Here is a 24,553-nt window from a genome sequence, read left to right as displayed (position 1 = left end):
TTCCGATCTGTGACACTGCTCACATTAAATTATATGAAAATGGGAAAATAGAAAATTAAAATAATACAGGGAGATTATCAAATGATTTTAAATGAATATTTTGTATTAAAAAACGGTGTGAGGATACCAAAAGTGGGACTTGGCACATGGCAGATTGCTGAGGGAGAAGATGCATATAATTCTGTGACATATGCTTTAAGGAACGGTTACAGACATATTGATACGGCAGCAGCATATGGAAATGAGAAAAGTGTAGGAAAAGCAATAAGAGATTCGGGGATACCGAGAAATGAAGTTTTTATTACAACAAAACTTCCGGCAGAATGTAAGGGATATGACGTAGCAAAACAGTGCTTTGATAAGTCGTTGTCAGATTTGGGATTGGACTATATTGACTTATACATTATCCATGCCCCTTGGCCTTGGGACAAAATGGGAATGGATTGTGCTGAGGGAAATGTAGACAGCTGGAGAGCTATGGAAGAAATATACGAAAGTGGAAAAGCAAGAGCAATCGGTGTTTCGAATTTTTCACCGGAACATTTGGAGCCGATAATAAATAATTGTAAAATTATTCCAATGTGTGACCAGATAAGTTTTCATATAGGAAACAGACAGGAAGAGACAATGCAAAGATGCCATGAATTGGGTATCCGGGTAATTGCCTATTCGCCGCTTGCTACAGGCAGAATTATTGAGGATGAATATATCGCAAAAATAGCAGAGAAATATGATGCCACAATTCCACAAATCTGTATCAGGTATTGTATCCAAAAAGGAAATGCCGTGATTCCAAAATCTACAAAGGAAGAAAGAATTATATCCAATTCCAAGCTTGATTTTGAAATAAGTAAAGAGGATATGGCATATTTAGATAGAAAATAAGTTAAAAATAAAACCGGATGTCAATGTGATTTGATATCTGGTTTTATTTTTTTGCAATAAAATGGTAAATGTTCCCGTTTATAAATATAACAAGAGAAAGAGAGGAAAAAAACATGAAAAAATGGGAAAGGACAGCAAAAAAAATTTTTGTAATTACTCTAACAATAACAATATTTTTTAGAACAGTAGCTACAGATGCAGCCATTATTAGTGGTACAGAGGTAACAAATCCAGTGATAGTATCAGATTCAAGTATGGAGACAGGTCAAAAGGTAACATATAGTTGTATCTGGTTTGGAAGCTATCCACAGACAGAGATAGTCGATAAAGCAAAAGATAGTGGTGTGTATAAAAAAGTATGGGCAAGTAATGATGATTATATTATAGATAACAAACTATATCGTATATTAAAATCTACAAAAGGATGGGATTGTAATGGTGATGTTACAGTAAATGGAAATAAATATCGAAGAGTCAAGGCGAGGGATGCAGAATATTCAGCTGAAAATTCATATTATTATAGTTGGTCAGATAATACAACTTACCATTATTTTAAATATGAACCAATTAAATGGAGAGTATTAAAGGTAAAAGGAAGTGAAGTATTGCTTTTGTCAGACAAAGTTTTAGACAATAAAAAGTATGACTTAGAATTTAGTTATTCTTCGGAAGAAAGCGCTTTAAGGGCATGGTTAAATGGTTATAATTGGAAGAGTGTAACTATGGATAAAAATGAAAGTGGTCATTTTTCCGACAATTTTATTGATGCAGCTTTTACAAATAGAGAGAAATCTGCAATTAAAAACAGTATAGTAGAAAATTATAAATATAAAGGATATAATAATGTTGAAATTGGGAGCTATCAAATGGTAGACAAAATATTTTTGTTGTCGGAATCGGAGATGAGTGGAAGTGATGCTGTAGGTTTGGGATATATGTCTTCTGGCAAAGAGTATGATGAGGCAAAAAGAAGTAAAAGTACAACTTACGCAAAAGCCATGGGTGTATGGAATAGTAAAAGTAGAAATTATTTAGGGAATTGTGATTGGTGGTTACGTTCGCCGGGGTATGATTTTGGTCATACAATGCGTGTAGGACATTTGGGTTACATATATGTTTCTGGTGACGAGAATTATAATTGTTATAATGGTGTTCGTCCAGCTTTAAATCTTGATTTAGCATTTTCGGATATATATAGTTATGCAGGGACAGTGGATAGTAATGGAACATTGAGAGAAGTAGAACCGAAAAAGGAAAAGGCATTACAGAAATTAACAGTAAAAAATATGACGAAAACCTATAGTAAGAAAAAGTTTGATTTGGGAGTGAAATCAAACAGCAGTGGAAAATTGACATATATGAGCAGTAATAAAAAAATTGTTACAGTTTCATCAGCAGGTAAGGTGAAAATGAAAGGCTATGGAAAAGCAACTATAACAATTACGGCAGCAGAGACTGATATTTTTAAAGAAACAACAAAAAAAATGACAATTACAGTCAAACCAAAGAGAATAAAGATACAAAAATTGATGTTCAAAACATCTTCAAAGCTAAAAATAAAGTGGAAAAAAGACAAGAAGGCATCAGGTTATGAAATCTGGTTATCTACTGATAAAAAATTCAGAAAAAATGTGCATAAGTTAATAGAATGGAATGAAAAAGTTACAAGTGCATTTTTTATGGATGAGGGGAAAAACAGAACAAAATATTACGTTCGTATAAGAGCCGTTAAGAGTTTTGAGGAAAAACGTTACCTTGGAAAGTGGAGTAAAGTAAAATCAATAATTAAAAAATGAAGTTTATGTTTTTATTGATTATAGTATAGAAGGAGAAGAAGATGAAAAAAATTGTAAAAGTAGCAGTGCTTGTATTTGCAGCAGTTTGTTTGATTTCTGTATTATCAGAAAATAGTGTGAGTGCGAAAACAAAAAATAATGTAAAGATTACATATAAAAACGGGACAGTAACGATAAAAGGAAAAGGTCCAATGCAGTATACAAAGAAGTATAAAGGAAATAAAAAGATTAAGAAGGTTGTAATTAAGAGAGGTGTAACATCAATTTCAAAAGATGCATTTAATGGCTGCAAAAACTTAATTACAATAAAGATTGCAGATACAGTGAAATCAATTCAGAGAAGGGCGTTTCGTGGAACTGGTATAAAACAGGTTATAATTCCTAAAAGTGTAACGAAAATAAAAAGTCATGCATTTTCAGAATGTAAAAGACTGACAAAAATAAAAATGCCGGGAAAAGTAAAGTTTGAAACTTTAAAAGGAGACCCGGATTGTTGTCCTACGGGAACATTTCTTGCATATACTCCAGTAAAAAATGTATATTTTACAACAGATTTATCATTAGATGTTATGGAATATATTCCGGCACAAAATCTTTTTGTAAGCAAAAGGGATAAAAAATTTACCAGTATTGACGGGGTAATATATACGAAAGATAAAAAGACAATCGTACGGGTTCCTAGTAAAAGAAAAGAACTCATTATAGAGGAAGGCTGTGAAACATTTGCGATTTCTTCTATTTATTATCCACAGTCACCTTTAGAATGGGAGGAAATTTCTTGTGCGGGAAATTTAAAAAAAGTAGTGATTGCGAGTACAGTAAAAAATATAGATTTGGAAAAATATAAGGTGACAGATTGTTATTTTACGCCAGAGAGTGATGGGATAATGCTGGGTGATTTTGAGTACCTTATATTTTCTAAAAAACTTACGAATCAGTCAGTTAACAATTTGCTAAAATCTATTAGTAGAGAATATGAGGATAATAGTGAAGAAGATAATGAAGTTAATTACTATAGAAAAAAAGTATTAGAACAGTTGACGGATTTAGGCTATAGACTAGATGCAATAGCCATATGAAAACACTTTAGACTGTCCACCCTCCATCGACTGTAATAATTTGTCCGGTCAAATAGCTTCCGGCATTAATAATAGAAAAAACAGCTTGTGCGATATCGGATGGAGTGCCGATTCGCCCTGCTGGAATTTCTTCTATAATATTTGAAAAATCTTCTTCTGATAAGTGTCGGTTCATTTTGGTATCTATAATTCCGCAGGAAATGGCATTGACCTGAATGTTAGAGGGCGCAAGCTCTTTTGCTAATGCTTTTGTAAAAGAATTTACAGCCCCTTTTGTGGCAGAATATGCAACTTCACAGGAAGCACCACAATTTCCCCAAACAGAAGAAATATTAACAATCTTTCCGGCACCGTTTTTAAGAAAAATAGGTATGATTTCTTTGGAAAGAGAAATCATAGAGGTTACATTTGTATTCCAAAGAGTATCCCAGTCATTCTTGGTAAGTTCCTGCAACAAGCCAACGAAAGAAATGCCCGCACTATTGATTAAAATATCTAAATGCAATTCATCTTTTGTGATATCTGAAATCAACTTATGCGTTGATTCAAAATCAGACAAATCACATTTATAATAATGAAAATCATTTCCTAATTCGTAAGATAAATTTTGGATAGAAGTATAATCAGAGAAATATATTCCTATAACAGTATAGTTATGCTTGATAAAGAATCGGCATAATTCTGCTCCAATTCCTCCGGAAGCTCCTGTGATTAATACAGTTTTTTTCATGGTTTCTACCTCTTTTCCTTAAATAATATGAATTAAATTATAGTATAGCATAAATTGTGTTTTTCAGATATGTTAAAATAGTCAGTAATCATATTGATTTACATAATCTCATTCATTTATGTTGACAAGCAATTATGCGAATGCTATAATTGTAACAAAAATGTAACATTTAGATTAGGCTTTAAAACAAAAAAATAATATTGGAGGCTAATTTTTCATGAGATATTATTATTCTAAAAAAATAGCTGGAGGAGCATTGGCAGTAGTAATGGCAGTTACATTGACTCAACCGATGTTTGCTGAAGAGTTAAACATCGAGGAGGCGAGTGCAGGGGCAGCGGTTGCGATAGAAAATTATATTGCAAATGTAGGGGATGAGAGTGATTTGGCATCATTTCTTCCAAAAGAAGCCGTTGACACAGTGGCAAAAAGTGAAAAGACTGCGAAGACTACCAAAAAAGCAGCGACAAAGAGCGCTGAGTATTTTAATGATATAGCCATAGCTAAGGTAGATGGCGGCGAAGAGGGATATGTAAATGTCCGTAAGAAAGCCAGTACAAAATCAAAAATTGTAGGAAAGATATATAATAATTGTGGTGCAAGAATACTTGATAAGACAGATGATGGCTGGTATAAAATTGTATCTGGAAATTGTACAGGCTATATCAAAGCAGAGTATTTCGTGACAGGCAGTAAAGCAGAGGATTATGCATTAGATGACGGTTATGTTTTTGCAAATATAAAAGATACAGGAATCCATGTAAGAAAATCGGCGACAACAGAGTCGGATGTAGTTACAAACGTTTATCATAATGAGACATATGTTATTAAGAAGTTTAGCAAAAATGGTGAATGGGTAAAAATTAAAATAAGAGCCGGCGTTGGCGGCTGGGTTTCTTCTAAATTCGTAAAAGTTAGTATTGATATGGAGACTGCTATTACAATAAAAGAAGAAAAAGAGATGATAAGAAAGCAGAAGGAGGCAGAGGAGAGAGAACGTCAGGAACGTCTTGCGGCACAGCAGCAGGAACAAAATAATAATAACGATAATAATGACGACGATAATAGCAGCAACTATACTCCTCGACAGAATACAAACAATCAATCATCAAATAATAACACTCAGTCTACACCAAAGCAGTCATATGGAGATTCATCAAGTAGTGGTGGTGCTTCGGCAGTTGTAGCATATGCAAAACAATTCCTCGGAAATCCATATGTATGGGGAGGTTCGAGTTTGACAAATGGAACAGACTGCTCCGGATTTACAATGTCAGTATACGCACATTTCGGTTATTCATTGAACCGGTCTTCATATACTCAGGTATACAATGGACGTTCGGTATCTATGAGTGAGTTACAGCCTGGAGATTTGTTATTTTACAAGTATGGTGGTTCTACAATCAGCCATGTTGCAATTTACATAGGTGGAGGACAAATTATCCACGCATCAACAGAAGAAACAGGAATTATTATCAGTGGCATGGGTTCACCTTGTGCAGCGCGAAGAATTATTAATTAGATATGAGAAGACCTTACGGAATGGTAAGGTCTTTTTCTATGAAATGATAATTTATGTTTATTAAAAAGATACTAAACACCGGTATTGGTTAAAAAAGAAAAAAGTCAAGTGAATATGTAAAAAATGCACAAGTTTATAAGATGTTAACAAAACGCCTGTTCTTTTATAATTCGACAAAGATTTACATAAAAGGATGATAAAAAGCGTTAATAATGTTAATAACTCGGTTAATAACCCATTTTGTCGAGAAAGAACATTAGAAAAAGATGTTAATAACTCGTGTTAATAACTTTTATGTCAAATTATGTTGAAAAATGAATATATGTGAAAAAATTGTGCAAGTTATACAAAAATATGGAAAATGTATAAACTTTTGAGATTACAAAAATAATTCCTGAAAAAAGTGTGATTTTTCTTGTGGAATATACTGCTGTTATGGTATAATTTACATACTAGTTAATGAAAGGAAGTGGTACCATGAAAATTAAAATCTTCGGAAAAAATATTGAGGTAACAGAGGGTATCAGAAGTGCAGTAGAAGAGAAGCTCGGAAAGCTGGACAAGTATTTTGCAGAGGAGACGAAAGCAGACGTTACACTTAGTGTTAACCGAAACGAGCAAAAAGTGGAGGTAACAATTCCGGTTAAGGGAAATATTATCAGAGCGGAAGAAATCAGTGAAGACATGTACGCATCTATAGATATGGTTGAGGAGACTATAGAGCGTCAGCTTGTAAGATATAAGAATAAGCTTATTGATAAGAAAAAGGCCTATAGAGAAGAATTTGCTACAGATTACATTGAAGCAGATTATGATGATGACGAAGAAGATGATATCAAGATTGTAAGAACAAAAAGTTTTGGTATTAAACCTATGGACCCGGAAGAGGCATGTGTTCAGATGGAACTTCTAGGACATAATTTCTTTGTTTTTCTGAACGCTGAGACAGATGAAGTAAATGTTGTCTATAAGCGAAAAGGTGATACATATGGTTTGATAGAGCCTATGTTTGACTAGATACAACTAAATATTGAAAAGATTATGGCGGTGGATTTTTCACCGCCATTTATAAATTTAACAGAACTTTTACAATGTTTACAATAAAATAAAATCTAAAATATTGAATTAAGGCTATGAAAATGGTAAGATATTTATTAACGTGCCGGTAACAGCGGTAAATATATTAGAGGAGATTACCATGAGCGTAATTAGTAAAATCATAGGAACGCACAGTGAGCGTGAATTAAAAAGACATCAATCTACATTAGATAAGGTTCTCAGCTTAAAGCCGGAGATGGAAAAATTAAGTGAAGAACAGATGAAAGCAAAAACAGCAGAGTTTAAAGAGAGATTAAAAAATGGGGAGACTTTGGACGACATCTTACCTGAAGCATTTGCATTGGTGAGGGAGGCTACAAAGAGAACCCTTGGAACGGAGCATTATCCATGCCAGATTATGGGTGGAATCATTTTACACGAAGGTCGTATTGCAGAAATGAAAACAGGTGAAGGAAAAACACAGACCTGTTTACTTCCGGCGTATTTGAATGCGCTTGCAGGAAAGGGTGTTCATATTGTAACGGTAAATGAATATCTTGCGACTCGTGATGCGGAATGGATGGGACAGGTACACAGATATCTTGGTCTTACAGTGGGATGCGTTTTGGCCGACATGGAGCATGAGGCAAAAAAGGAAGCGTATGACTGTGACATAACATATATTACAAATAACGAATTGGGATTTGATTACCTGAGAGATAACATGGTAGTTTACAAGGAACAGTTAGTTCAGCGTGGACTTTCTTATTGTATTATCGATGAGGTTGACTCTGTTTTAATTGATGAGGCGAGAACACCTCTGATTATTTCGGGACAGAGTGGTAAATCAACAAAACTATATGAGATGTGTGACATTCTTGCAAGACAGATGGAGAGAGGAACAGCGAGTCCGGAACTCAGCAAGATGGATGCTATTATGGGGGTCGATATTGAAGAAGATGGTGATTTTCTTGTAAATGAAAAAGATAAAATTGTCACATTGACAGCTGACGGTATTGCGAAGGTAGAAAAGTTTTTCCATATAGATAACTATGCGGATGCAGAGAATCTTGAACTTCAGCATAATGTAATCCTTGCACTCAGAGCTCATAATCTGATGCATAGAGATCAGGACTATGTCGTAAAAGATGATGAAGTGCTTATTGTAGATGAATTTACAGGACGTATTATGCCGGGAAGAAGATATTCTGACGGACTTCATCAGGCGATTGAGGCAAAGGAACATGTAAAAGTAAAGAGAGAGAGCAAGACCCTTGCCACGATTACTTTCCAGAATTTCTTCAACAAATATGAAAAGAAAGCAGGGATGACCGGTACAGCTCTTACAGAAGAAAAAGAATTTAGAGATATTTACAGCATGGATGTTGTAGAAATTCCTACGAATAAACCGATTGCTAGAATAGATAGAGAAGATGCTGTTTTCAAGACAAAACGTGGAAAATTAAAAGCTGTAGCGGATGAGATTGAACAGTCATACGAAAAAGGACAGCCTGTTCTGGTTGGTACGATTAACATTGATTCATCTGAGGAAATTAGCTCTGTTTTGAAAAAGAGAGGAATACCACATAAGGTTTTAAATGCGAAGTATCATGAGATGGAGGCTGAAATTGTAGCACAGGCAGGACAGCATGGAGCAGTTACGATTGCAACCAATATGGCAGGACGTGGTACGGATATTAAATTAGATGATGAGGCAAGAGCAGCAGGTGGTCTCAAGATTGTCGGAACGGAGAGACATGAGTCCAGACGTATTGATAATCAGTTGAGAGGTCGTTCCGGTCGTCAGGGAGATGTAGGTGAGTCTAAATTCTTTATTTCCCTTGAGGATGATATTATGAGACTTTTTGCATCTGATAAGTTAATGACTGTATTTAATGCACTCGGTGTACCGGAAGATGAAGAATTACACCATAAGGCTCTTACCAATACTATCGAAAAAGCACAGAAGAAGATAGAAGGAAATAACTTTGGCATCAGAAAAAATCTGATGGAATATGATAAGGTAAATAATGACCAAAGGGAAATTATCTATGCAGAGAGAGCAAGAGTTCTCAATGGTGAAAATATGAGAGATGCTATTATTAAAATGGTACATGAGGTAATAGAATCTCAGGTAGATATGTTTATCAGAGATGAACAGACATCTAAAGATTGGGATATGGCAGGTCTCAAGCAATCCTTATTTGAGATTATTCCGTTTAAGCTAAGCATCACAGCAGAAGAAGCGCAGCAGATGAGCAAATCAGAATTTAAACAGATGTTAAAAGAAGAGGCTGTGAAATTGTATGAAGCAAAAGAATCAGAATTTCCTGAGCCGGAACATATCAGAGAGTTAGAGCGAATTGTACTCTTAAAAGTTATCGACAGAAAATGGATGGATCATCTGGATGATATGGAACAACTCAAACAGGGAATTGGTCTTATGGCATACGGTCAGAAAGACCCGGCGGTTGAGTATAAAATCCAGGGATTTGAAATGTTTGGTTTCATGATAGAAAATATAAAAATTGATACCATAAAGACCTTATATCATATTCAGGTAGAACAGAAAGTTGAGCGTGAAGAGGTGGCTAAGGTTACAGGTACCAATAAGGATGACGAGGGTGGCGTGAAAAAGCCGAAGCAGAGAGTGGAAGCAAAAGTTTATCCAAATGACCCGTGTCCTTGTGGCAGCGGTAAAAAGTATAAGAATTGCTGTGGCAGATTAAAATAAAAAAGACGGGCAATGCCCGTCTTTTCTTTAGAATAGTAAATAAAAGTAAATGAGGTATTCATGTGATTGAATTAGAACAGTTTAAATATCAGTGGAGTCAGTATGAGGATAGTGTCAATGAATTGGAAGAGTCATTCCACATTGATAGCAAAAAAGAAAGAATAGAAGAGATAGAAGCGGCAATGGAGGCACAGGATTTTTGGGATGATGTGAAAAAGTCCCAAGAGCTAACCAGAGAGATGAAACAGCTGCAAAACAGTTTGGAAATTATTACGAGCTTGAAAGAACAGTACGAGGAATTAGGAGTTCTCATTGAAATGGGAGATGAAGAAGAGGACTTAAGTATTGTGGAAGAAGTAGAAGAAGAATTAAAAAAGTTTATAGCTGATTTTGAAAAAGTAAAAATACAGACACTGTTTTCAGGGGAATATGACAGGCTCAATGCGGTTGTTAAGATAAATGCCGGTGCAGGTGGCACAGAGTCCTGTGATTGGGCGAGCATGCTTTTTAGAATGTATTCCAGATGGGCTGAAAGTAAAGGTTTTAAAATCGAAGTATTAGATTTTCTTGACGGTGAGGAAGCTGGAATTAAGTCTATTACATTTCAGGTGACGGGAGAAAATGCATTTGGATATCTGAAATCAGAGAAAGGGGTACACCGCCTTGTAAGAATATCTCCTTTTAATGCGGCAGGAAAAAGGCAGACCTCTTTTGCCTCCTGTGATGTTATGCCGGACATAGAGGAAGACTTAGATGTTGAAATTAATGATGATGATATTCGTATTGATACATATAGGTCGAGTGGTGCGGGAGGACAGCATATTAATAAGACATCCTCAGCTATCAGAATAACGCATATGCCTACCGGAATTGTTGTGCAATGCCAGAATGAACGCTCTCAGCTGCAGAACAAGGATAGGGCAATGAAAATGTTAAAATCAAAACTTTATGTGCTGAAAAAACAGGAGGAAGAGGAAAAACGCTCAGGAATAAGAGGTGAGGTAAAAGAGATAGGATGGGGAAATCAAATTCGTTCTTATGTTATGCAGCCTTACACAATGGTAAAAGATCACAGGACAAATGAAGAACAGGCTGATGTTGGAAAAGTCATGGACGGTTATATTGAGCCTTTTATTAATGCATATTTAAAATGGATTAATATCAGTAAAGATAATTAATTCATATTGATAATTATTAGTATCCGTGCTAAAATCTACGAATATAGACTGCCTAAATTAGAAATTGGGAAATAAACATAAACAAGTGAGGAGTTAATATGATTAAAGTTGCAATCTTAGGATATGGTACAGTAGGTTCGGGTGTTTTTGAAATTATTAATGAAAATAAGGACTTGATTACTGCAAATGCAGGAGAAGAAATTGATGTCAAGTATGTATTGGACTTGAGAGATTTTCCAGGAGACCCTTGTGAAAGTGTATTGGTACATGATTATGATGTGATTTTAAACGACCCTGAGGTTGAAGTTGTCATTGAGGTTATGGGTGGATTAAAGCCGGCATATGATTTTGTGAAGGCGGCGCTTGAGGTAGGAAAGAGTGTCTGTACATCCAATAAGGAATTGGTTGCGAAGTATGGAGCAGAATTAATTAAAATTGCTCAGAGCAATAACAGAAACTTTTTATTTGAGGCGGCAGTTGGTGGAGGAATCCCGATTATCCGTCCTATCAACATGCATATTACAGCGGACAAAATCTGTGAAATAACAGGTATTTTAAACGGAACAACAAACTATATATTAACAAAAATGGATAAAGAGGGTGCTGATTTTGACAGCACATTAAAGCAGGCACAGGATTTAGGGTATGCAGAAAGAAATCCGGAAGCTGATATTGAGGGATATGATGCAGTGAGAAAGATTGCTATTCTTGCATCATTAGCGAAAGGAAAAACAGTTGATTTTGAGGAAATCTACACTGAAGGCATTTCAAAGATTACAGATGTAGATTTTAAATATGCAAAAGTTATGGGAAAATCTATCAAGTTACTCGGAAAATGCAAGAATGAAGATGACGCAGTTGTGGCGTCTGTTTCTCCGAGACTGTTATCACCAAAACATCCGTTGTACAATGTGAGTGACGTTGTCAATGGAATATTGGTGCGTGGAAATATGGTAGGTGATTTGGTATTTATTGGCAGTGGTGCAGGTAAATTGCCTACGGCCAGTGCAGTTGTATCAGACGTAGTCGACAGTGTACGTCATTTGAATGTTTCCACAACAGTAATGTGGGAAGAAGAAAAGTTAGAGTTAGAAGATTTTTCAAAGTCCAAAAAGAGATTTTTTGTCAGAACAAGTGCCTCAAAAGATAAAGTTGCGACAGTGTTTGACAATGTAGATTATGTCGATGCAGGTATCGCAGGGGAAACAGGCTTTGTAACGGAAAAGATGAGTGAAGAAAAATTTGCTGCGAAGGCAGAGGAACTTGGCATTATCTCTAGAATAAGAGTGGAAGAATAGTTTAACATTAAATTTGAAAATTGAAATATTAGGAGGCAGAAAGTGAAATATATCGTTGTATTGGGAGATGGGATGGCTGATAAGCCAATAGAAGAGTTAGGGAATAAAACACCATTGGAATATGCTGATACTCCTACGATGAATAGATTATCTAAAATGTCAGAAATAGGTCTGGTACATACGATTCCGGAAGGGATGAAACCGGGAAGTGATACTGCAAATCTCTCAGTTTTAGGATATGACCCTAAAAAATATTATACAGGTCGTTCTCCGTTGGAGGCTTTGAGCATTGGTGTGGATATGAAAACTACAGATGTTGCGCTTAGATGTAATATTGTCACAGTATCTACAGATGACCTGCCATACGAAGAAAAAACTATTATTGACCATAGCGCCAGTGAGATTGATACAGAAGATGCCGCTGTCCTTTTGGAAGCAGTAAAAAAAGAACTGGAAACAGATATTTATAAATTTTATGTTGGAACAAGTTACAGACATCTAACCATTTGGGATAAAGGTAGTGTTGTAGACCTGACACCTCCGCATGATGTTTTGGGACAAAAGATTGGACAATATCTTCCAAAAGACAAAGTGCTTAGGGAAATGCAAAAGAAGAGTTATGACATACTGGCAAATCATCCGATTAATATAGAAAGAATGAAAAAAGGGTTGAATCCTGCAAATTCTATTTGGTTCTGGGGGGCAGGAACAAGACCTTGTGTAACCTCATTTGAAGAAAAGAATGGAAAAAAGGGTGCCATGATTTCAGCAGTAGACTTATTAAAGGGAATTGCTGTAGGTTCTGAAATGAAAGTAATTGAAGTGGAAGGGGCAACCGGAGGTCTGGAAACAAACTATGAAGGCAAAGCAAAGGCTGCTGTAGATGTTCTTTTGAATGAGGAATTTGATTTGGCGTATATACATGTCGAAGCTCCGGATGAGATGGGACATCAGGGCAGTGTGGAAAGAAAAGTGAAGGCAATTGAAAATCTCGATAAAAGAGTAATCAAGCCGGTGACAGAAGCGCTTGATAAATCCGGTGAGGATTACAGGATGCTTGTAATGCCGGATCATCCAACGCCGATATGTGTGAGAACTCACACAAGTGACCCTGTTCCGTATATGTTATATGATAGTACTGATATTAAGGATGGGGAATTGGATTACACAGAAAAATGTGGTAAGGAAAGTGGCATTTTTATGGCAAACGGATATGAGATGATGACATATCTGTTATCAAAATAAAAACATTTACCCTAAAATAATATTTTTAGAGTAAAATAAGCAGGTACGGAAACAAGTACAAAGTTTTACATAGTATATAAAATAAGAAAGATATTTCATTCCGGCATAATAAATAGGCTTATGTAAAAAGTAAATTTACTATGTTGAAAAATAGTTGATTAAGGAGAAAAGCATAAAATGAAGGAGACAAAGGTTGTAAAGTTCGGTGGAAGTTCATTAGCGGATGCAAATCAGTTCAAAAAAGTTGCAGATATTGTTCTGGCTGATTCGACAAGACGTTTTGTAGTTGCATCTGCACCTGGAAAGAGATTTGTAGAAGATATTAAAGTTACGGATATGCTTTACCAGTGTTATGAACTGGCAACAGATGGTCAGGAATTTGACGAACAGTTTCAGGCAATTAAGGAGAGATATAACACCATAATTGCAGATTTGGGGATTGAGGATTTTTCTCTTGAGGATGAATTTGAAGTAATAAAAGGAGCATTTTCTCATATGGCCGGACGTGATTATGCAGCCAGCCGTGGAGAATATCTTAACAGTAAAGTGCTTGCAAAGTATCTTGACTTTGATTTTATTGATGCTGCAAAATACATTTATTTTGATGAGTTGGGACAGTTTGACTGGGAAAAGACAGAAAAAAAATTAGCTCCAAAACTTGCCACAACAGACAGAGCAGTAATACCGGGATTTTATGGTTCTATGCCAAATGGAACAATTAAAACATTTTCCAGGGGAGGTTCTGATGTTACAGGTTCGATTGTTGCAAGAGCAGCAGAGGCAAAGATTTATGAAAACTGGACGGATGTAAGTGGTTTTCTAATCTGTGACCCGAGAATTGTTAATAATCCAGAGCCGATTAATACCATTACTTATATGGAACTTAGAGAGTTAGCATATATGGGAGCAACGGTACTTCATGAGGATGCAATTTTTCCTGTAAGAGCAGCAGGCATCCCTGTGAATATTAAGAATACAAACTGTCCTCAGGACAGAGGAACAATGATTGTTTCCGAGACGGCAGAACCATGTGAGCATATTATAACAGGAATTGCCGGAAAAAAAGGTATGTCGGTAATCAATATTGAAAAAGATAAAATGAACAGTGAAATCGGATTTGGAAGAAATGTTCTTCGCGCTCTCGAAAAGAGCAGTGTAAGTTTTGAACATATGCCATCCGGTGTAGATACGATGAGTGTCGTTATACAGACAGATAAATTAGCTGGTAAGGAAACAGCAATTTTAGACGAAATCAGGTCGAGAGTGCATCCGGACCAGTTATATATAGAAAGCAATTTAGCACTGATTGCAGTTGTTGGGAGAGGAATGAAGAGCGCCAGAGGTACGGCGGCAATTCTTTTTACAGCGTTAGCAGATGCAAGAGTCAACATTAAAATGATTGACCAGGGTTCTTCGGAGCTTAACATTATCATAGGTGTTGCAGAAGAGGACTTTGAAGTTGCAATGAGAGCTATATATAATGCGTTTATCAAAGTGCAGAAATAAAGATAAAATAGATAATAATTCTTCGGGGCAGGGTGCAATTCCCTACCGGCTGTATTTGCATTTGCATAAGTCAGCGAGCCGTAAGGCATGATATGGTGTGATTCCATAACCGACAGTAAAGTCTGGATGAGAGAAGATAAAACAATATGATGATGTGTTGCCTGTAATATGAAAAGTGAGGTGGCATGATTGTTATAGTTGTGTAGTGTTTTAGCCCTGAATTTATTCAGGGCTTTTCTTTTTTGGAAGGAATTGTGAAAACTATGGTAGATAGAGACTATATGAAAAGGGCAATAGAATTGGCAAGGAATGGGGAAGGCTGGGTGTCACCAAATCCTATGGTGGGGGCAGTAATCGTAAAAAACGGAAAAATTATCGGCGAAGGGTATCATGCCAGGTGCGGTCAATTGCATGCGGAGCGCAATGCCATTGCATCCCTTACGGAGTCAGCGGAAGGGGCAACGATGTATGTAACTTTAGAACCCTGTTGTCATTTTGGAAAAACCCCACCGTGCACAGAGGCTATTTTAGAGCAAAAGATTGCCAGAGTAGTAATTGGTTCGAGAGACCCTAATCCTAAGGTATCGGGGAAAGGAGTGGAGATTCTTCGCAATGCAGGGGTACAGGTGGAAGAGGATTTTATGAGACAGGAGTGCGATGAATTAAATTTAGTATTTTTTCACTATATTACTAAAAAAACTCCATATGTTGTGATGAAATATGCCATGACTGCTGATGGAAAAATTGCCACAAAAACGGGTGCTTCCAAATGGGTTACCGGGGAGGCGGCAAGAAATGAAGTTCAGCGAATGAGACATAGATACACAGGAATTATGGTCGGTATTGGAACAGTGCTTGCAGACAATCCGATGTTAAACACACGGATAGAAGGAAAGAAAAGTCCGGTTCGAATTATTTGTGATACGAAATTAAGGATACCTCTTGATTGTCAGATATGTAAAACGGCTGAAAGATATAAAACTATTATTGCTTATAATGAGGGGAATCCGAAAAAAATAGAGCAGTTGACAAAATTAGGAGTACAGTTAATTCACTGTACTGTAAAAAATGGAAACATAGACTTGAATGCTTTGATGAAATATTTAGGAGAACGGGGCATTGACAGCATTCTTTTAGAAGGTGGCGGAACTTTGAATGATAGTGCATTACAGGCAGGAATTGTCCACGAGCTTAAGATGTTTGTGGCACCAAAGGTATTTGGCGGAGAGAAAAGCAAAACTCCGGTAGCAGGTATAGGAGTAAAGGAACCGTCAGAGGCAATCAATATGAAGTTAAAATGTGTCAGACAAATAGGTGAGGACCTATTGTTAGAATATATGATGAGGTAAGAAATATGTTTACAGGAATTGTTGAGGAGTTGGGAAAAATAAGAAATATCAATATGCGTGGGAACTCCGGACAAATTGAGATTCAGGCAGATAAAGTGCTGGAGGGGACAAAGATTGGAGACAGCATATCCGTGAATGGAATATGTCTTACAGTGACATCTTTAGAAAAGGATGGTTTTACCGCAGATATTATGGCAGAAACAGTGAGAAGAAGCAATCTTAATTGTATTAAAAAAGGGGATGTTGTTAATTTGGAGCGTGCCATGTCAGCAGATGGAAGATTCGGCGGACATATTGTATCGGGACATATTGATGGAACAGGGAAAATCACCGGCATAAAAAAAGAGGAAAATGCGGTATGGGTTACGATAGAAACTTCGGAAAAAATTTTACAGCTAATTATAGAAAAGGGTTCTATCTGTATCGATGGAATTAGCCTTACGGTGGCATCGGTTTGTGATTCGGGATTTCAAGTATCTGTCATACCACATACCGGGCAGCAGACTACTTTGCTAAAAAAGAAGCGGGGAGATGTGGTCAATCTGGAAAATGATATCATTGGAAAATATGTTCAAAAGCTCCTACGGTTTGAATATAAAAATGAAGAAAGTACAAGTGGAATTACAATGGAAATGTTAGAGGAGTACATATTATAGGAGGCAATTATGAGTTATCAGTACAATACAATTGAAGATGCGTTGAGTGATTTAAGAGCAGGAAAGATTATTCTTGTTACGGATGACCCGGATAGGGAGAATGAAGGAGACATGATTTGTGCGGCTGAATTTGCGACGCAGGAGAATATTAATTTTATGGCATGTCATGCAAAAGGACTTATCTGTACACCTATGAGTTCTGAAATTGCAGGTAAACTGGGACTTCCGCAGATGGTATCTGAAAATACAGACAATCATAGTACCGCTTTTACAGTTTCAATTGACCATATGGATACAACAACAGGGATTTCTGCAAAAGAGCGTTCCTATACAATAATGAAATGTGTGGATGATAATACAAATCCACAGGATTTGAGAAGACCGGGGCATGTATTTCCGTTAGTTGCCAGAAAAGGCGGTGTTCTTGTGCGAAATGGACATACAGAAGCAACAGTGGATTTGATGAGATTAGCGGGACTTAAGGAATGTGGAATTTGCTGTGAGATTATGGAAGACGATGGGACTATGATGCGCACACCGAATCTATGGAAATTAGCACAGGAATACAATCTTAAATTTATTACAATAAAAGAATTGCAGGATTATTGCCGTATTCATGAAAAGCATGTTGTGCAGGAAGCAAGCGCAAAAATGCCTACCCGTTATGGAAATTTTCAAATATATGGTTATGTGAATGAAATTACCGGAGAGCATCATGTGGCTTTGGTGAAAGGGGATATAGGCAATGGAGAGGATGTTCTCTGCCGTGTTCATTCGGAATGTCTTACCGGTGATACATTCGGCTCAAGAAGATGTGACTGCGGGGAGCAGCTGCAAAGTGCAATGCAGCAGGTAGAAGAGGAAGGCCGAGGTATTATTTTATATATGCGTCAGGAAGGCCGAGGTATCGGTCTGATTAATAAATTAAAGGCGTATGAATTGCAGGAAAAGGGCTTAGATACTGTGGAGGCAAATATTAAGTTAGGGTTTGCTCCGGATTTGCGGGAATATTGGGTCGGAGCGCAGATACTATCAGATTTAGGTGTTAAGTCTTTGCGGTTATTGACCAATAATCCGGATAAAGTATATGGATTAGAAGGATTTGGACTGGTGATAAAAGAGCGGGTTCCTATTGAGATTGCACCGCAGCAGTTTGATTTTCAATATATGAAGACTAAACAAGAAAAAATGGGACACATTTTTAACAAAATAAATTTATAAATACAGATAAAGGAGGAAAGTAAAATGAAAAATATTCAGTTATTAGAAGGAAAAGTGGTTGCGAAAGAAGGGATGAAAGTTGCAATTGTGGCAGCCAGATTTAATGAGATTATTGTAAATAAACTTCTTGGCGGTGCGGTAGACGGGCTGGTTCGTCACGGTGTGGAGGAAAATAATATTACAGCAGCGTGGGTTCCGGGAGCATTTGAGATTCCTGTGGTGGCATCAAAAATGGCCCGGTCAGGAAAGTATGATGCAGTAATCTGTGTAGGTGCAGTAATTCGTGGTGATACCACCCATTATGATTATGTATGTAATGAAGTCTCAAAGGGAGTAGCCCAGGTTGGGCTTAATACAGGGGTACCTGTATTGTTTGGCGTGATAACTACAGAAAATATTGAACAGGCAATTGCCCGTGCGGGCAGCAAGGCAGGTAATAAAGGTTATGACTGTGCTTTGTCGGCTATTGAGATGGTAAATTTAATGGAGCAAATGTAATAATATTAAATGAAATATAAAGGAGAAAGCAAATGAAGAATTTATTTACAACAAAGAATTTGGTATTAATGGCTGTATTTTCTGCGCTTGCAGCAGTTTTAATGATATTGGAATTTCCAATTCCTTTTATTGCGCCCTCATTTTATGAGATTGATTTAAGTGAGATTCCTATTTTGATTGGGTCATTTATTATGGGACCTGTAGCGGGTGTCGTAATGGAAGCTATTAAAATTTTGTTGAAATTATTAATTAAGGGAACAACAACAGCTTATGTGGGTGATTTTGCAAACTTTTGTATTGGCTGTTGTCTGGTTCTTCCGGCAAGTATTATTTACCGTAAATTAAAAACCAAAAAAGGTGCGCTCATTGGAATGGGTGTAGGGACATTAACGATGGCAGCGGCAGGAGCAATATTAAATTATTTTATAATGATACCATTTTTTGTAAAAGCATTTGGAATGCCGTTAGATGATATCATTGCTGCCGGAACAAGTATTAATCCGTTAATTAATAATAAATTTACATTGGTTTTAATATGTGTTGCACCTTTTAATATATTAAAAGGATTTATTGATAGTCTGGTAACATTTATTTTATATAAACGAATTAGTACATTTATTAAAAGCATCGGGAACAAAAAATAATAGTTATTGTGCAATATGAGTATTATTGCAAAGAATAAGGTTTGAAAATTATAAGAATATTGTTTATAATCAGATAGGAGTTTATAATAAGCTCGAATGATGATAGACAATATTCTTTTTCGTTAAAATGGAGGACAAATGATTTATGAGACAATGTCTCCGCAGGAGACTTTTGAATTGGGAAAGAAAATCGGACAGGCAGCAGTGCCGGGAGATATCATATGTCTTGACGGTGATTTGGGCGTTGGAAAGACAGTATTTACTCAAGGATTTGCTAAAGGCCTTGAAATAGATGAGGTCGTGAATAGTCCTACATTTACAATTATTCAGGAATATGATGATGGAAGAATTCCATTGTATCATTTAGATGTTTACCGAATCGGTGAACCCGAAGAAATGTATGAGCTGGGTTATGAAGATTATTTTTTTGGAGAGGGCGTATGCCTGATTGAATGGTCTCAGTTAATAGACGAATTAATACCGGATAGTGCGAAAAGGATTTTAATAGAAAAAGATTTGAATCAGGGACTTGATTATAGAAAGATTTCGATAAGCGATTAGGAGAGAGAAATGAGAATATTAGCGATTGACAGTTCATCTATGGTAGCTACTGTGGCAGTAACAACAGATGGTGTCCTAAATGCCGAATATACGATAAATCATAAAAAAACACATTCCCAGACATTACTACCAATGATTGATGAAATCAGTAAGATGATAGAATTGGATATAGAAAGCGTTGATGCGATAGCTGTCACGGGAGGCCCCGGCTCTTATACCGGTCTTAGAATAGGGAGTGCTACAGCAAAAGGGATTGGTCTGGCACTTGGAAAACCTATTATTAATGTACCGACAATAGATGCGTTGGCATATAATCTTTTTTCGTCCCAGTATATTGTGTGTCCAATAATGGATGCAAGAAGACAACAGGTATACACAGGAATATATCGCTTTCATGGTACGGATATGGAAATTATAAAGTCTCAGTGTATTATGATGATTCAGGATTTGATTTATGAGCTGGATAAGATTGGAAGACCGGTAATGTTTTTGGGAGATGCTATAACTGTTGACAGAGAAATTATTGACACGACTATGGCGACAGAACATTATTATGCACCGATATCCATGAACCGGCACAAGGCTTCAAGTCTTGCGGCTCTGGCAGAGATATATTACAAAAATGGCAAAGTAGAATCAGCCAAAGAGCATAGACCGGAATATCTGAGGTTGTCGCAGGCTGAACGGGAATTAAAAGCAAAAACGGAAGAAAAAAATGATGGAAATTAAGGAGATGGCTCAAGAAGATTTGGCACAGGTCTCAGAGATAGAAAGTCAGATATTTTCTCTCCCATGGTCTGAAAAAGCATTTGAAGAATCGCTGAAAAATACAAATACATTATATATTGTGGCAAAAGAGAAAGAAGAAGTGTTAGGGTATATCGGTATGTATATATCTTTTCAAGAAGGAAACATAACCAATGTTGCCGTAAATCCTAATTATCGAAGAAAAAAAATTGGACAGAATTTAATTCGTGAAATATTGGAAAGGGCAAAACAAATAGGGGTAACAGATGTGATATTAGAAGTGCGTGAGACGAATGCAGCTGCGATTTGCTTATATGAAAAAATGGGATTTGAAGAGGCAGGTATCAGGAAGAATTTTTATGAGAAACCTTTAGAAAATGCTATTATTATGTGGAAACATAAACTATAAGCGGAATAACTTTCCACTATGATTTTTGGTAATAAAATAATAAAATTGTTTTAGAGATTTTATTCTTTTCGACATTGAATAAAAGTTTATTGATTTTTATTGAATGCTGCGAGGGGGATATATTCTGTTGTTTACCAAATTGAAACCGATTTTTGAGATGAGTCATAGGAGGAAGATATGAGAGTATATAGGGAAGAAAAATTAGAACAGTTATACTGCAATAGATGTGGTAGAAAAATTGAAGTACAAAATCAGATAATTCAGGAAGGAGTATTATCTGTAGATTACAAATGGAATTATTTTTCAAATAAAGATGGAGTGAGACATGCTTTTGATTTATGTGAGAAATGTTATGATGAAATGATACGAAATTTTAAATATCCTATTAAGGAAACAGAATATAATGAATTGATTTAGAAAGAAAAGGTGGAATAAATGTTTGACATATGCTTGTTGGGTACAGGTGGCATGATGCCTTTGCCGAGGCGTTTTTTAACGTCATTAATGTGTAGATATAATGGAAGCAATATTTTGATAGACTGCGGTGAGGGAACACAGGTGGCAATTAAGCAGAAGGGATGGAGCTTTAAGCCGATAGATGTTATATGTTTTACACATTATCATGCAGACCATATCAGTGGGCTGCCTGGATTACTTTTGACTTTGGGAAATGCTGAGAGAACAAAGCCCCTGACAATGATTGGCCCAAAGGGTCTGACAAGAGTTGTAAATTCGTTGAGGACGATTGCGCCGGAATTGCCTTTCGATATAGAGTTTATAGAATTGACAGAAAATTATCAGACAATACAGTTTGAGGAATATCGAATCAATGCGTTTAAAGTCAAACATAATGTGACATGCTATGGATATTCTATAGAGATAGATAGAATTGGAAAGTTTAATGTCGAAAAAGCGAAAGAATTAAATATTCCAATACAGAATTGGAGCATTCTTCAAAAGGGAGAAGAAGTTGTGGTAGAAGGGGTGAAATATACTCCGGATATGGTTATGGGAGCACCACGAAAAGGATTGAAAGTTACTTATTCTACAGATACAAGACCTGTAGATTCTATTGTAGAAGCAGCAAAAAATGCGGATTTGTTTATATGTGAGGGAATGTATGGAGAGCCGGATAAAGATGTAAAGGCTAGAGAATATAAACATATGACATTTAGAGAGGCGGCTATGATAGCAAAGGAGGCAAATCCAAAAGAAATGTGGCTGACACATTATAGCCCATCTCTGATAAAACCGGCATTGTATTTGGATACGGTAACAGAAATATTCCCAAATGCGAAAGCCGGTAAGGATGGAATGTCCGTAGATTTAGTATTTGATGAGTGATAGAGGTAGCGTGGTGAAAGATATAAAAATACTTGCGATAGAAAGTTCATGTGATGAGACAGCGGCGGCAGTAGTGGAAAATGGAAGAGAGGTATTATCCAATGTAATATCTTCTCAAATAGACCTCCATACGCTTTATGGTGGAGTTGTTCCTGAAATTGCTTCGAGAAAGCATATAGAGAACATTAATTTTGTAATTGAAAAAGCATTAAATGAGGCAAACTGCACATTGGATGATATTGACGCAGTGGGAGTTACTTATGGACCTGGTCTTGTGGGAGCACTTCTTGTAGGGGTGGCTGAGGCTAAGGCTATTTGTTATGCAAAAAAAATCCCATTGGTTGGGGTTCATCATATTGAAGGGCATATTTGTGCAAATTATGTACAAAATAAAGAGTTAGAACCACCTTTTGTCTGTCTCGTTGTGTCGGGAGGACATACGCATTTGGTTGTTGTCGAGGAATATGGTAAATACAAAATATTGGGAAAGACAAGAGATGACGCGGCGGGAGAAGCCTTCGATAAAGTGGCAAGAGCTATTGGATTAGGATATCCAGGAGGACCTAAAATTGATAAGGTGGCAAGAGAAGGGAATCCACACGCGTTTGAATTTCCCAGAGCAAAAATAACAGACAGTGTCTATGACTTTAGCTTTAGCGGATTAAAATCTGCTGTTCTAAATCAAATTAATGGGGCAAAGATGAGAGGCGAAGAAGTAAATCAGGCAGACATCGCAGCCTCTTTTCAACAGTCTGTGGTAGAGTCTTTATTGACAAGGGCGATGCATGCTATAGAAGAAACAGGAATGAAAAAGCTGGCGATTGCAGGAGGGGTAGCATCTAATACTGCAATTAGAAAAGCTTTTGAAAGTGAATGTAAAAAAAGAGAGATAGAATTTTATAGACCTTCTCCGATTTTGTGTACAGATAATGCGGTAATGATAGGCTCGGCTGCATATTATGAGTATATGAATGGGGTAAGACATGGATGGGATTTAAATGCAATTCCAAATTTAAAATTAGGAGAGCGTTAAATACATACCAACCAAAAAGGATAAAAATAGCGGAAGGGAGTAGAGAGATGGGAGATAAAGCTTCTGCAATTGTGTTGGCGGCCGGAAGCGGAAGCCGAATGAACAGTAAAATAAAGAAACAATTTATGTTATTGAAGGGAAAACCGGTTTTATGGTATTCCCTTTTTGAATTTGAAAAAAGCAATGTGGAGCAGATTGTTTTAGTAACAGCTGAGGAAGATATAGAATATTGTAGAAAAGAAATCGTAGAGAAATATAATTTTAATAAGGTAACGGATATTATATCGGGAGGAAATGAGAGATATCATTCTGTATATAATGGTTTATCAAAAGTTAACGGAGATATTGTATTGATTCATGATGGTGCAAGACCGCTAATAAATCAAAATATAATACAAAAATGTATTGCACAAACAAAAGAAAGTGGTGCGTGTGTGGTTGGAGTGCCAGTAAAGGATACAATTAAGATGGTATCGGAGGAAATGTTTATAGAAACAACACCGGATAGAAATAGACTTTGGATTACACAGACACCGCAATCGTTTGAGAGAGAGCTTGTTCAGTCGGCATACGATAAAATGTTGAATAACGAAATCGGAAATATCACGGATGATGCTATGGTAGTAGAAAAATATGCGGATAAAAAGGTTAAGTTTATTTATGGAGATTATACAAATATAAAAATAACAACACCGGACGATATAAGAGTGGCAGAGATATTTCTTGAGGATACACTAAATATTGTGTAATATTACATAATAATAAAGATATATTGTTTTTATGACAAAATAAGATACTGAGCTACAGAAAAAACAGTAAATTATTTTTGAAAAAAGTTTAAATATAGTGTTGACACATGGAAAAAATAGTGATAATATAATCGAGCACGTCACGAGAGCGTGTGGCACGGAGAGGTGTCCGAGTGGTTTATGGTGCCGGTCTTGAAAACCGGTGTGGGTAGTACCACCGTGGGTTCGAATCCCACCTTCTCCGCTGTAGAGTAATCTACTTAGTGTCAACTGCTTGGAGAAGTACCCAAGTGGCTGAAGGGGCTCCCCTGGAAAGGGAGTAGGTCGTTAA

23 protein-coding genes, 1 tRNA gene and 1 riboswitch are annotated in these 24,553 nt (G+C 36.5%); of the genes, 23 read left to right on the top strand and 1 reads right to left on the bottom strand.

Annotated features, from left to right (window positions below; genetic code table 11):
- Window positions 1–81 precede the first annotated feature (81 nt).
- From Q5O86_RS00570 to Q5O86_RS00560, 3 genes are all read left to right on the top strand, one after another.
- Window positions 82–885 (top strand): aldo/keto reductase, encoded by an 804-nt coding sequence (locus Q5O86_RS00570; RefSeq protein ID WP_302625212.1) that lies wholly within the window; start codon window positions 82–84, stop codon window positions 883–885.
- A gap of 113 nt (window positions 886–998) precedes the next feature.
- A complete protein-coding gene (locus tag Q5O86_RS00565; protein ID WP_302625211.1) occupies window positions 999–2,681 on the top strand; it encodes a DUF6273 domain-containing protein in 1,683 nt (560 codons plus the stop codon).
- 41 nt (window positions 2,682–2,722) lie between these two features.
- The gene (locus tag Q5O86_RS00560) at window positions 2,723–3,760 is read left to right on the top strand and encodes a leucine-rich repeat domain-containing protein (protein ID WP_302625210.1); all 1,038 of its coding nucleotides are present in this window, start codon (window positions 2,723–2,725) and stop codon (window positions 3,758–3,760) included.
- Window positions 3,761–3,767: 7 nt separating this feature from the next.
- Here Q5O86_RS00560 and Q5O86_RS00555 read toward each other — a convergent pair whose 3' ends face one another.
- A complete protein-coding gene (locus Q5O86_RS00555) occupies window positions 3,768–4,490 on the bottom strand; it encodes an SDR family NAD(P)-dependent oxidoreductase (protein ID WP_302625209.1) in 723 nt (240 codons plus the stop codon).
- A gap of 217 nt (window positions 4,491–4,707) precedes the next feature.
- Between Q5O86_RS00555 and Q5O86_RS00550 the strand changes: the two genes are divergently transcribed.
- From Q5O86_RS00550 to Q5O86_RS00455, 20 genes are all read left to right on the top strand, one after another.
- The gene (locus tag Q5O86_RS00550; RefSeq protein WP_302625208.1) at window positions 4,708–6,012 is read left to right on the top strand and encodes a C40 family peptidase; all 1,305 of its coding nucleotides are present in this window, start codon (window positions 4,708–4,710) and stop codon (window positions 6,010–6,012) included.
- Window positions 6,013–6,489: 477 nt separating this feature from the next.
- Window positions 6,490–7,029, top strand: coding sequence for a ribosome-associated translation inhibitor RaiA (gene raiA / locus Q5O86_RS00545; RefSeq protein WP_302625207.1), 540 nt, complete (start codon window positions 6,490–6,492; stop codon window positions 7,027–7,029).
- Between the two features lie 181 nt (window positions 7,030–7,210).
- Window positions 7,211–9,784, top strand: a complete 2,574-nt coding sequence (gene secA, locus Q5O86_RS00540; RefSeq protein WP_302625206.1) for a preprotein translocase subunit SecA — start codon at window positions 7,211–7,213, stop codon at window positions 9,782–9,784.
- Between the two features lie 62 nt (window positions 9,785–9,846).
- Entirely contained in the window at window positions 9,847–10,962 is a 1,116-nt protein-coding gene (gene prfB / locus Q5O86_RS00535; protein WP_302625205.1) for a peptide chain release factor 2, read from the top strand.
- A 98-nt stretch (window positions 10,963–11,060) separates the two neighbouring features.
- Window positions 11,061–12,260 (top strand): homoserine dehydrogenase, encoded by a 1,200-nt coding sequence (locus Q5O86_RS00530; protein WP_302625204.1) that lies wholly within the window; start codon window positions 11,061–11,063, stop codon window positions 12,258–12,260.
- Window positions 12,261–12,302: 42 nt separating this feature from the next.
- Window positions 12,303–13,505, top strand: coding sequence for a cofactor-independent phosphoglycerate mutase (locus tag Q5O86_RS00525; protein ID WP_302625203.1), 1,203 nt, complete (start codon window positions 12,303–12,305; stop codon window positions 13,503–13,505).
- A 177-nt stretch (window positions 13,506–13,682) separates the two neighbouring features.
- A complete protein-coding gene (locus tag Q5O86_RS00520; protein WP_302625202.1) occupies window positions 13,683–15,011 on the top strand; it encodes an aspartate kinase in 1,329 nt (442 codons plus the stop codon).
- A 14-nt stretch (window positions 15,012–15,025) separates the two neighbouring features.
- Window positions 15,026–15,153: riboswitch (FMN riboswitch) on the top strand.
- A gap of 121 nt (window positions 15,154–15,274) precedes the next feature.
- A complete protein-coding gene (ribD, locus tag Q5O86_RS00515) occupies window positions 15,275–16,360 on the top strand; it encodes a bifunctional diaminohydroxyphosphoribosylaminopyrimidine deaminase/5-amino-6-(5-phosphoribosylamino)uracil reductase RibD (RefSeq protein WP_302625213.1) in 1,086 nt (361 codons plus the stop codon).
- 5 nt (window positions 16,361–16,365) lie between these two features.
- Complete coding sequence (locus Q5O86_RS00510; RefSeq protein WP_302625201.1) at window positions 16,366–17,016, top strand: riboflavin synthase; 651 nt, start codon at window positions 16,366–16,368, stop codon at window positions 17,014–17,016.
- A 9-nt stretch (window positions 17,017–17,025) separates the two neighbouring features.
- Window positions 17,026–18,237 (top strand): bifunctional 3,4-dihydroxy-2-butanone-4-phosphate synthase/GTP cyclohydrolase II, encoded by a 1,212-nt coding sequence (locus Q5O86_RS00505; RefSeq protein WP_302625200.1) that lies wholly within the window; start codon window positions 17,026–17,028, stop codon window positions 18,235–18,237.
- Window positions 18,238–18,261: 24 nt separating this feature from the next.
- Entirely contained in the window at window positions 18,262–18,735 is a 474-nt protein-coding gene (gene ribE / locus Q5O86_RS00500; protein WP_302625199.1) for a 6,7-dimethyl-8-ribityllumazine synthase, read from the top strand.
- A 32-nt stretch (window positions 18,736–18,767) separates the two neighbouring features.
- A complete protein-coding gene (locus Q5O86_RS00495) occupies window positions 18,768–19,379 on the top strand; it encodes an ECF transporter S component (protein WP_302625198.1) in 612 nt (203 codons plus the stop codon).
- Window positions 19,380–19,517: 138 nt separating this feature from the next.
- Window positions 19,518–19,940, top strand: a complete 423-nt coding sequence (gene tsaE, locus Q5O86_RS00490; protein ID WP_302625197.1) for a tRNA (adenosine(37)-N6)-threonylcarbamoyltransferase complex ATPase subunit type 1 TsaE — start codon at window positions 19,518–19,520, stop codon at window positions 19,938–19,940.
- Between the two features lie 9 nt (window positions 19,941–19,949).
- Complete coding sequence (gene tsaB, locus Q5O86_RS00485; protein WP_302625196.1) at window positions 19,950–20,669, top strand: tRNA (adenosine(37)-N6)-threonylcarbamoyltransferase complex dimerization subunit type 1 TsaB; 720 nt, start codon at window positions 19,950–19,952, stop codon at window positions 20,667–20,669.
- The gene (gene rimI / locus Q5O86_RS00480) at window positions 20,656–21,096 is read left to right on the top strand and encodes a ribosomal protein S18-alanine N-acetyltransferase (protein WP_302625195.1); all 441 of its coding nucleotides are present in this window, start codon (window positions 20,656–20,658) and stop codon (window positions 21,094–21,096) included. The genes tsaB and rimI overlap by 14 nt, the downstream gene beginning before the upstream one ends.
- A gap of 177 nt (window positions 21,097–21,273) precedes the next feature.
- Window positions 21,274–21,513: a hypothetical protein gene (locus Q5O86_RS00475; RefSeq protein ID WP_302625194.1), complete on the top strand. Its 240-nt coding sequence runs from the start codon at window positions 21,274–21,276 to the stop codon at window positions 21,511–21,513.
- A gap of 18 nt (window positions 21,514–21,531) precedes the next feature.
- Window positions 21,532–22,440, top strand: coding sequence for a ribonuclease Z (locus tag Q5O86_RS00470; RefSeq protein ID WP_302625193.1), 909 nt, complete (start codon window positions 21,532–21,534; stop codon window positions 22,438–22,440).
- A complete protein-coding gene (gene tsaD, locus Q5O86_RS00465; RefSeq protein ID WP_302625192.1) occupies window positions 22,433–23,473 on the top strand; it encodes a tRNA (adenosine(37)-N6)-threonylcarbamoyltransferase complex transferase subunit TsaD in 1,041 nt (346 codons plus the stop codon). The genes Q5O86_RS00470 and tsaD overlap by 8 nt, the downstream gene beginning before the upstream one ends.
- Window positions 23,474–23,520: 47 nt before the next feature.
- On the top strand, window positions 23,521–24,222 hold the full coding sequence (gene ispD / locus Q5O86_RS00460) for a 2-C-methyl-D-erythritol 4-phosphate cytidylyltransferase (protein ID WP_302625191.1): 702 nt from the start codon (window positions 23,521–23,523) through the stop codon (window positions 24,220–24,222).
- 159 nt (window positions 24,223–24,381) lie between these two features.
- A tRNA-Ser gene (locus Q5O86_RS00455) sits at window positions 24,382–24,466 on the top strand.
- Window positions 24,467–24,553 lie beyond the last annotated feature (87 nt).

The sequence above is a fragment of the uncultured Eubacterium sp. genome (assembly GCF_937958975.1).
Lineage (GTDB): Bacteria > Bacillota > Clostridia > Lachnospirales > Lachnospiraceae > Eubacterium_G.
This window is presented reverse-complemented; position numbering and strand designations above follow the sequence as displayed.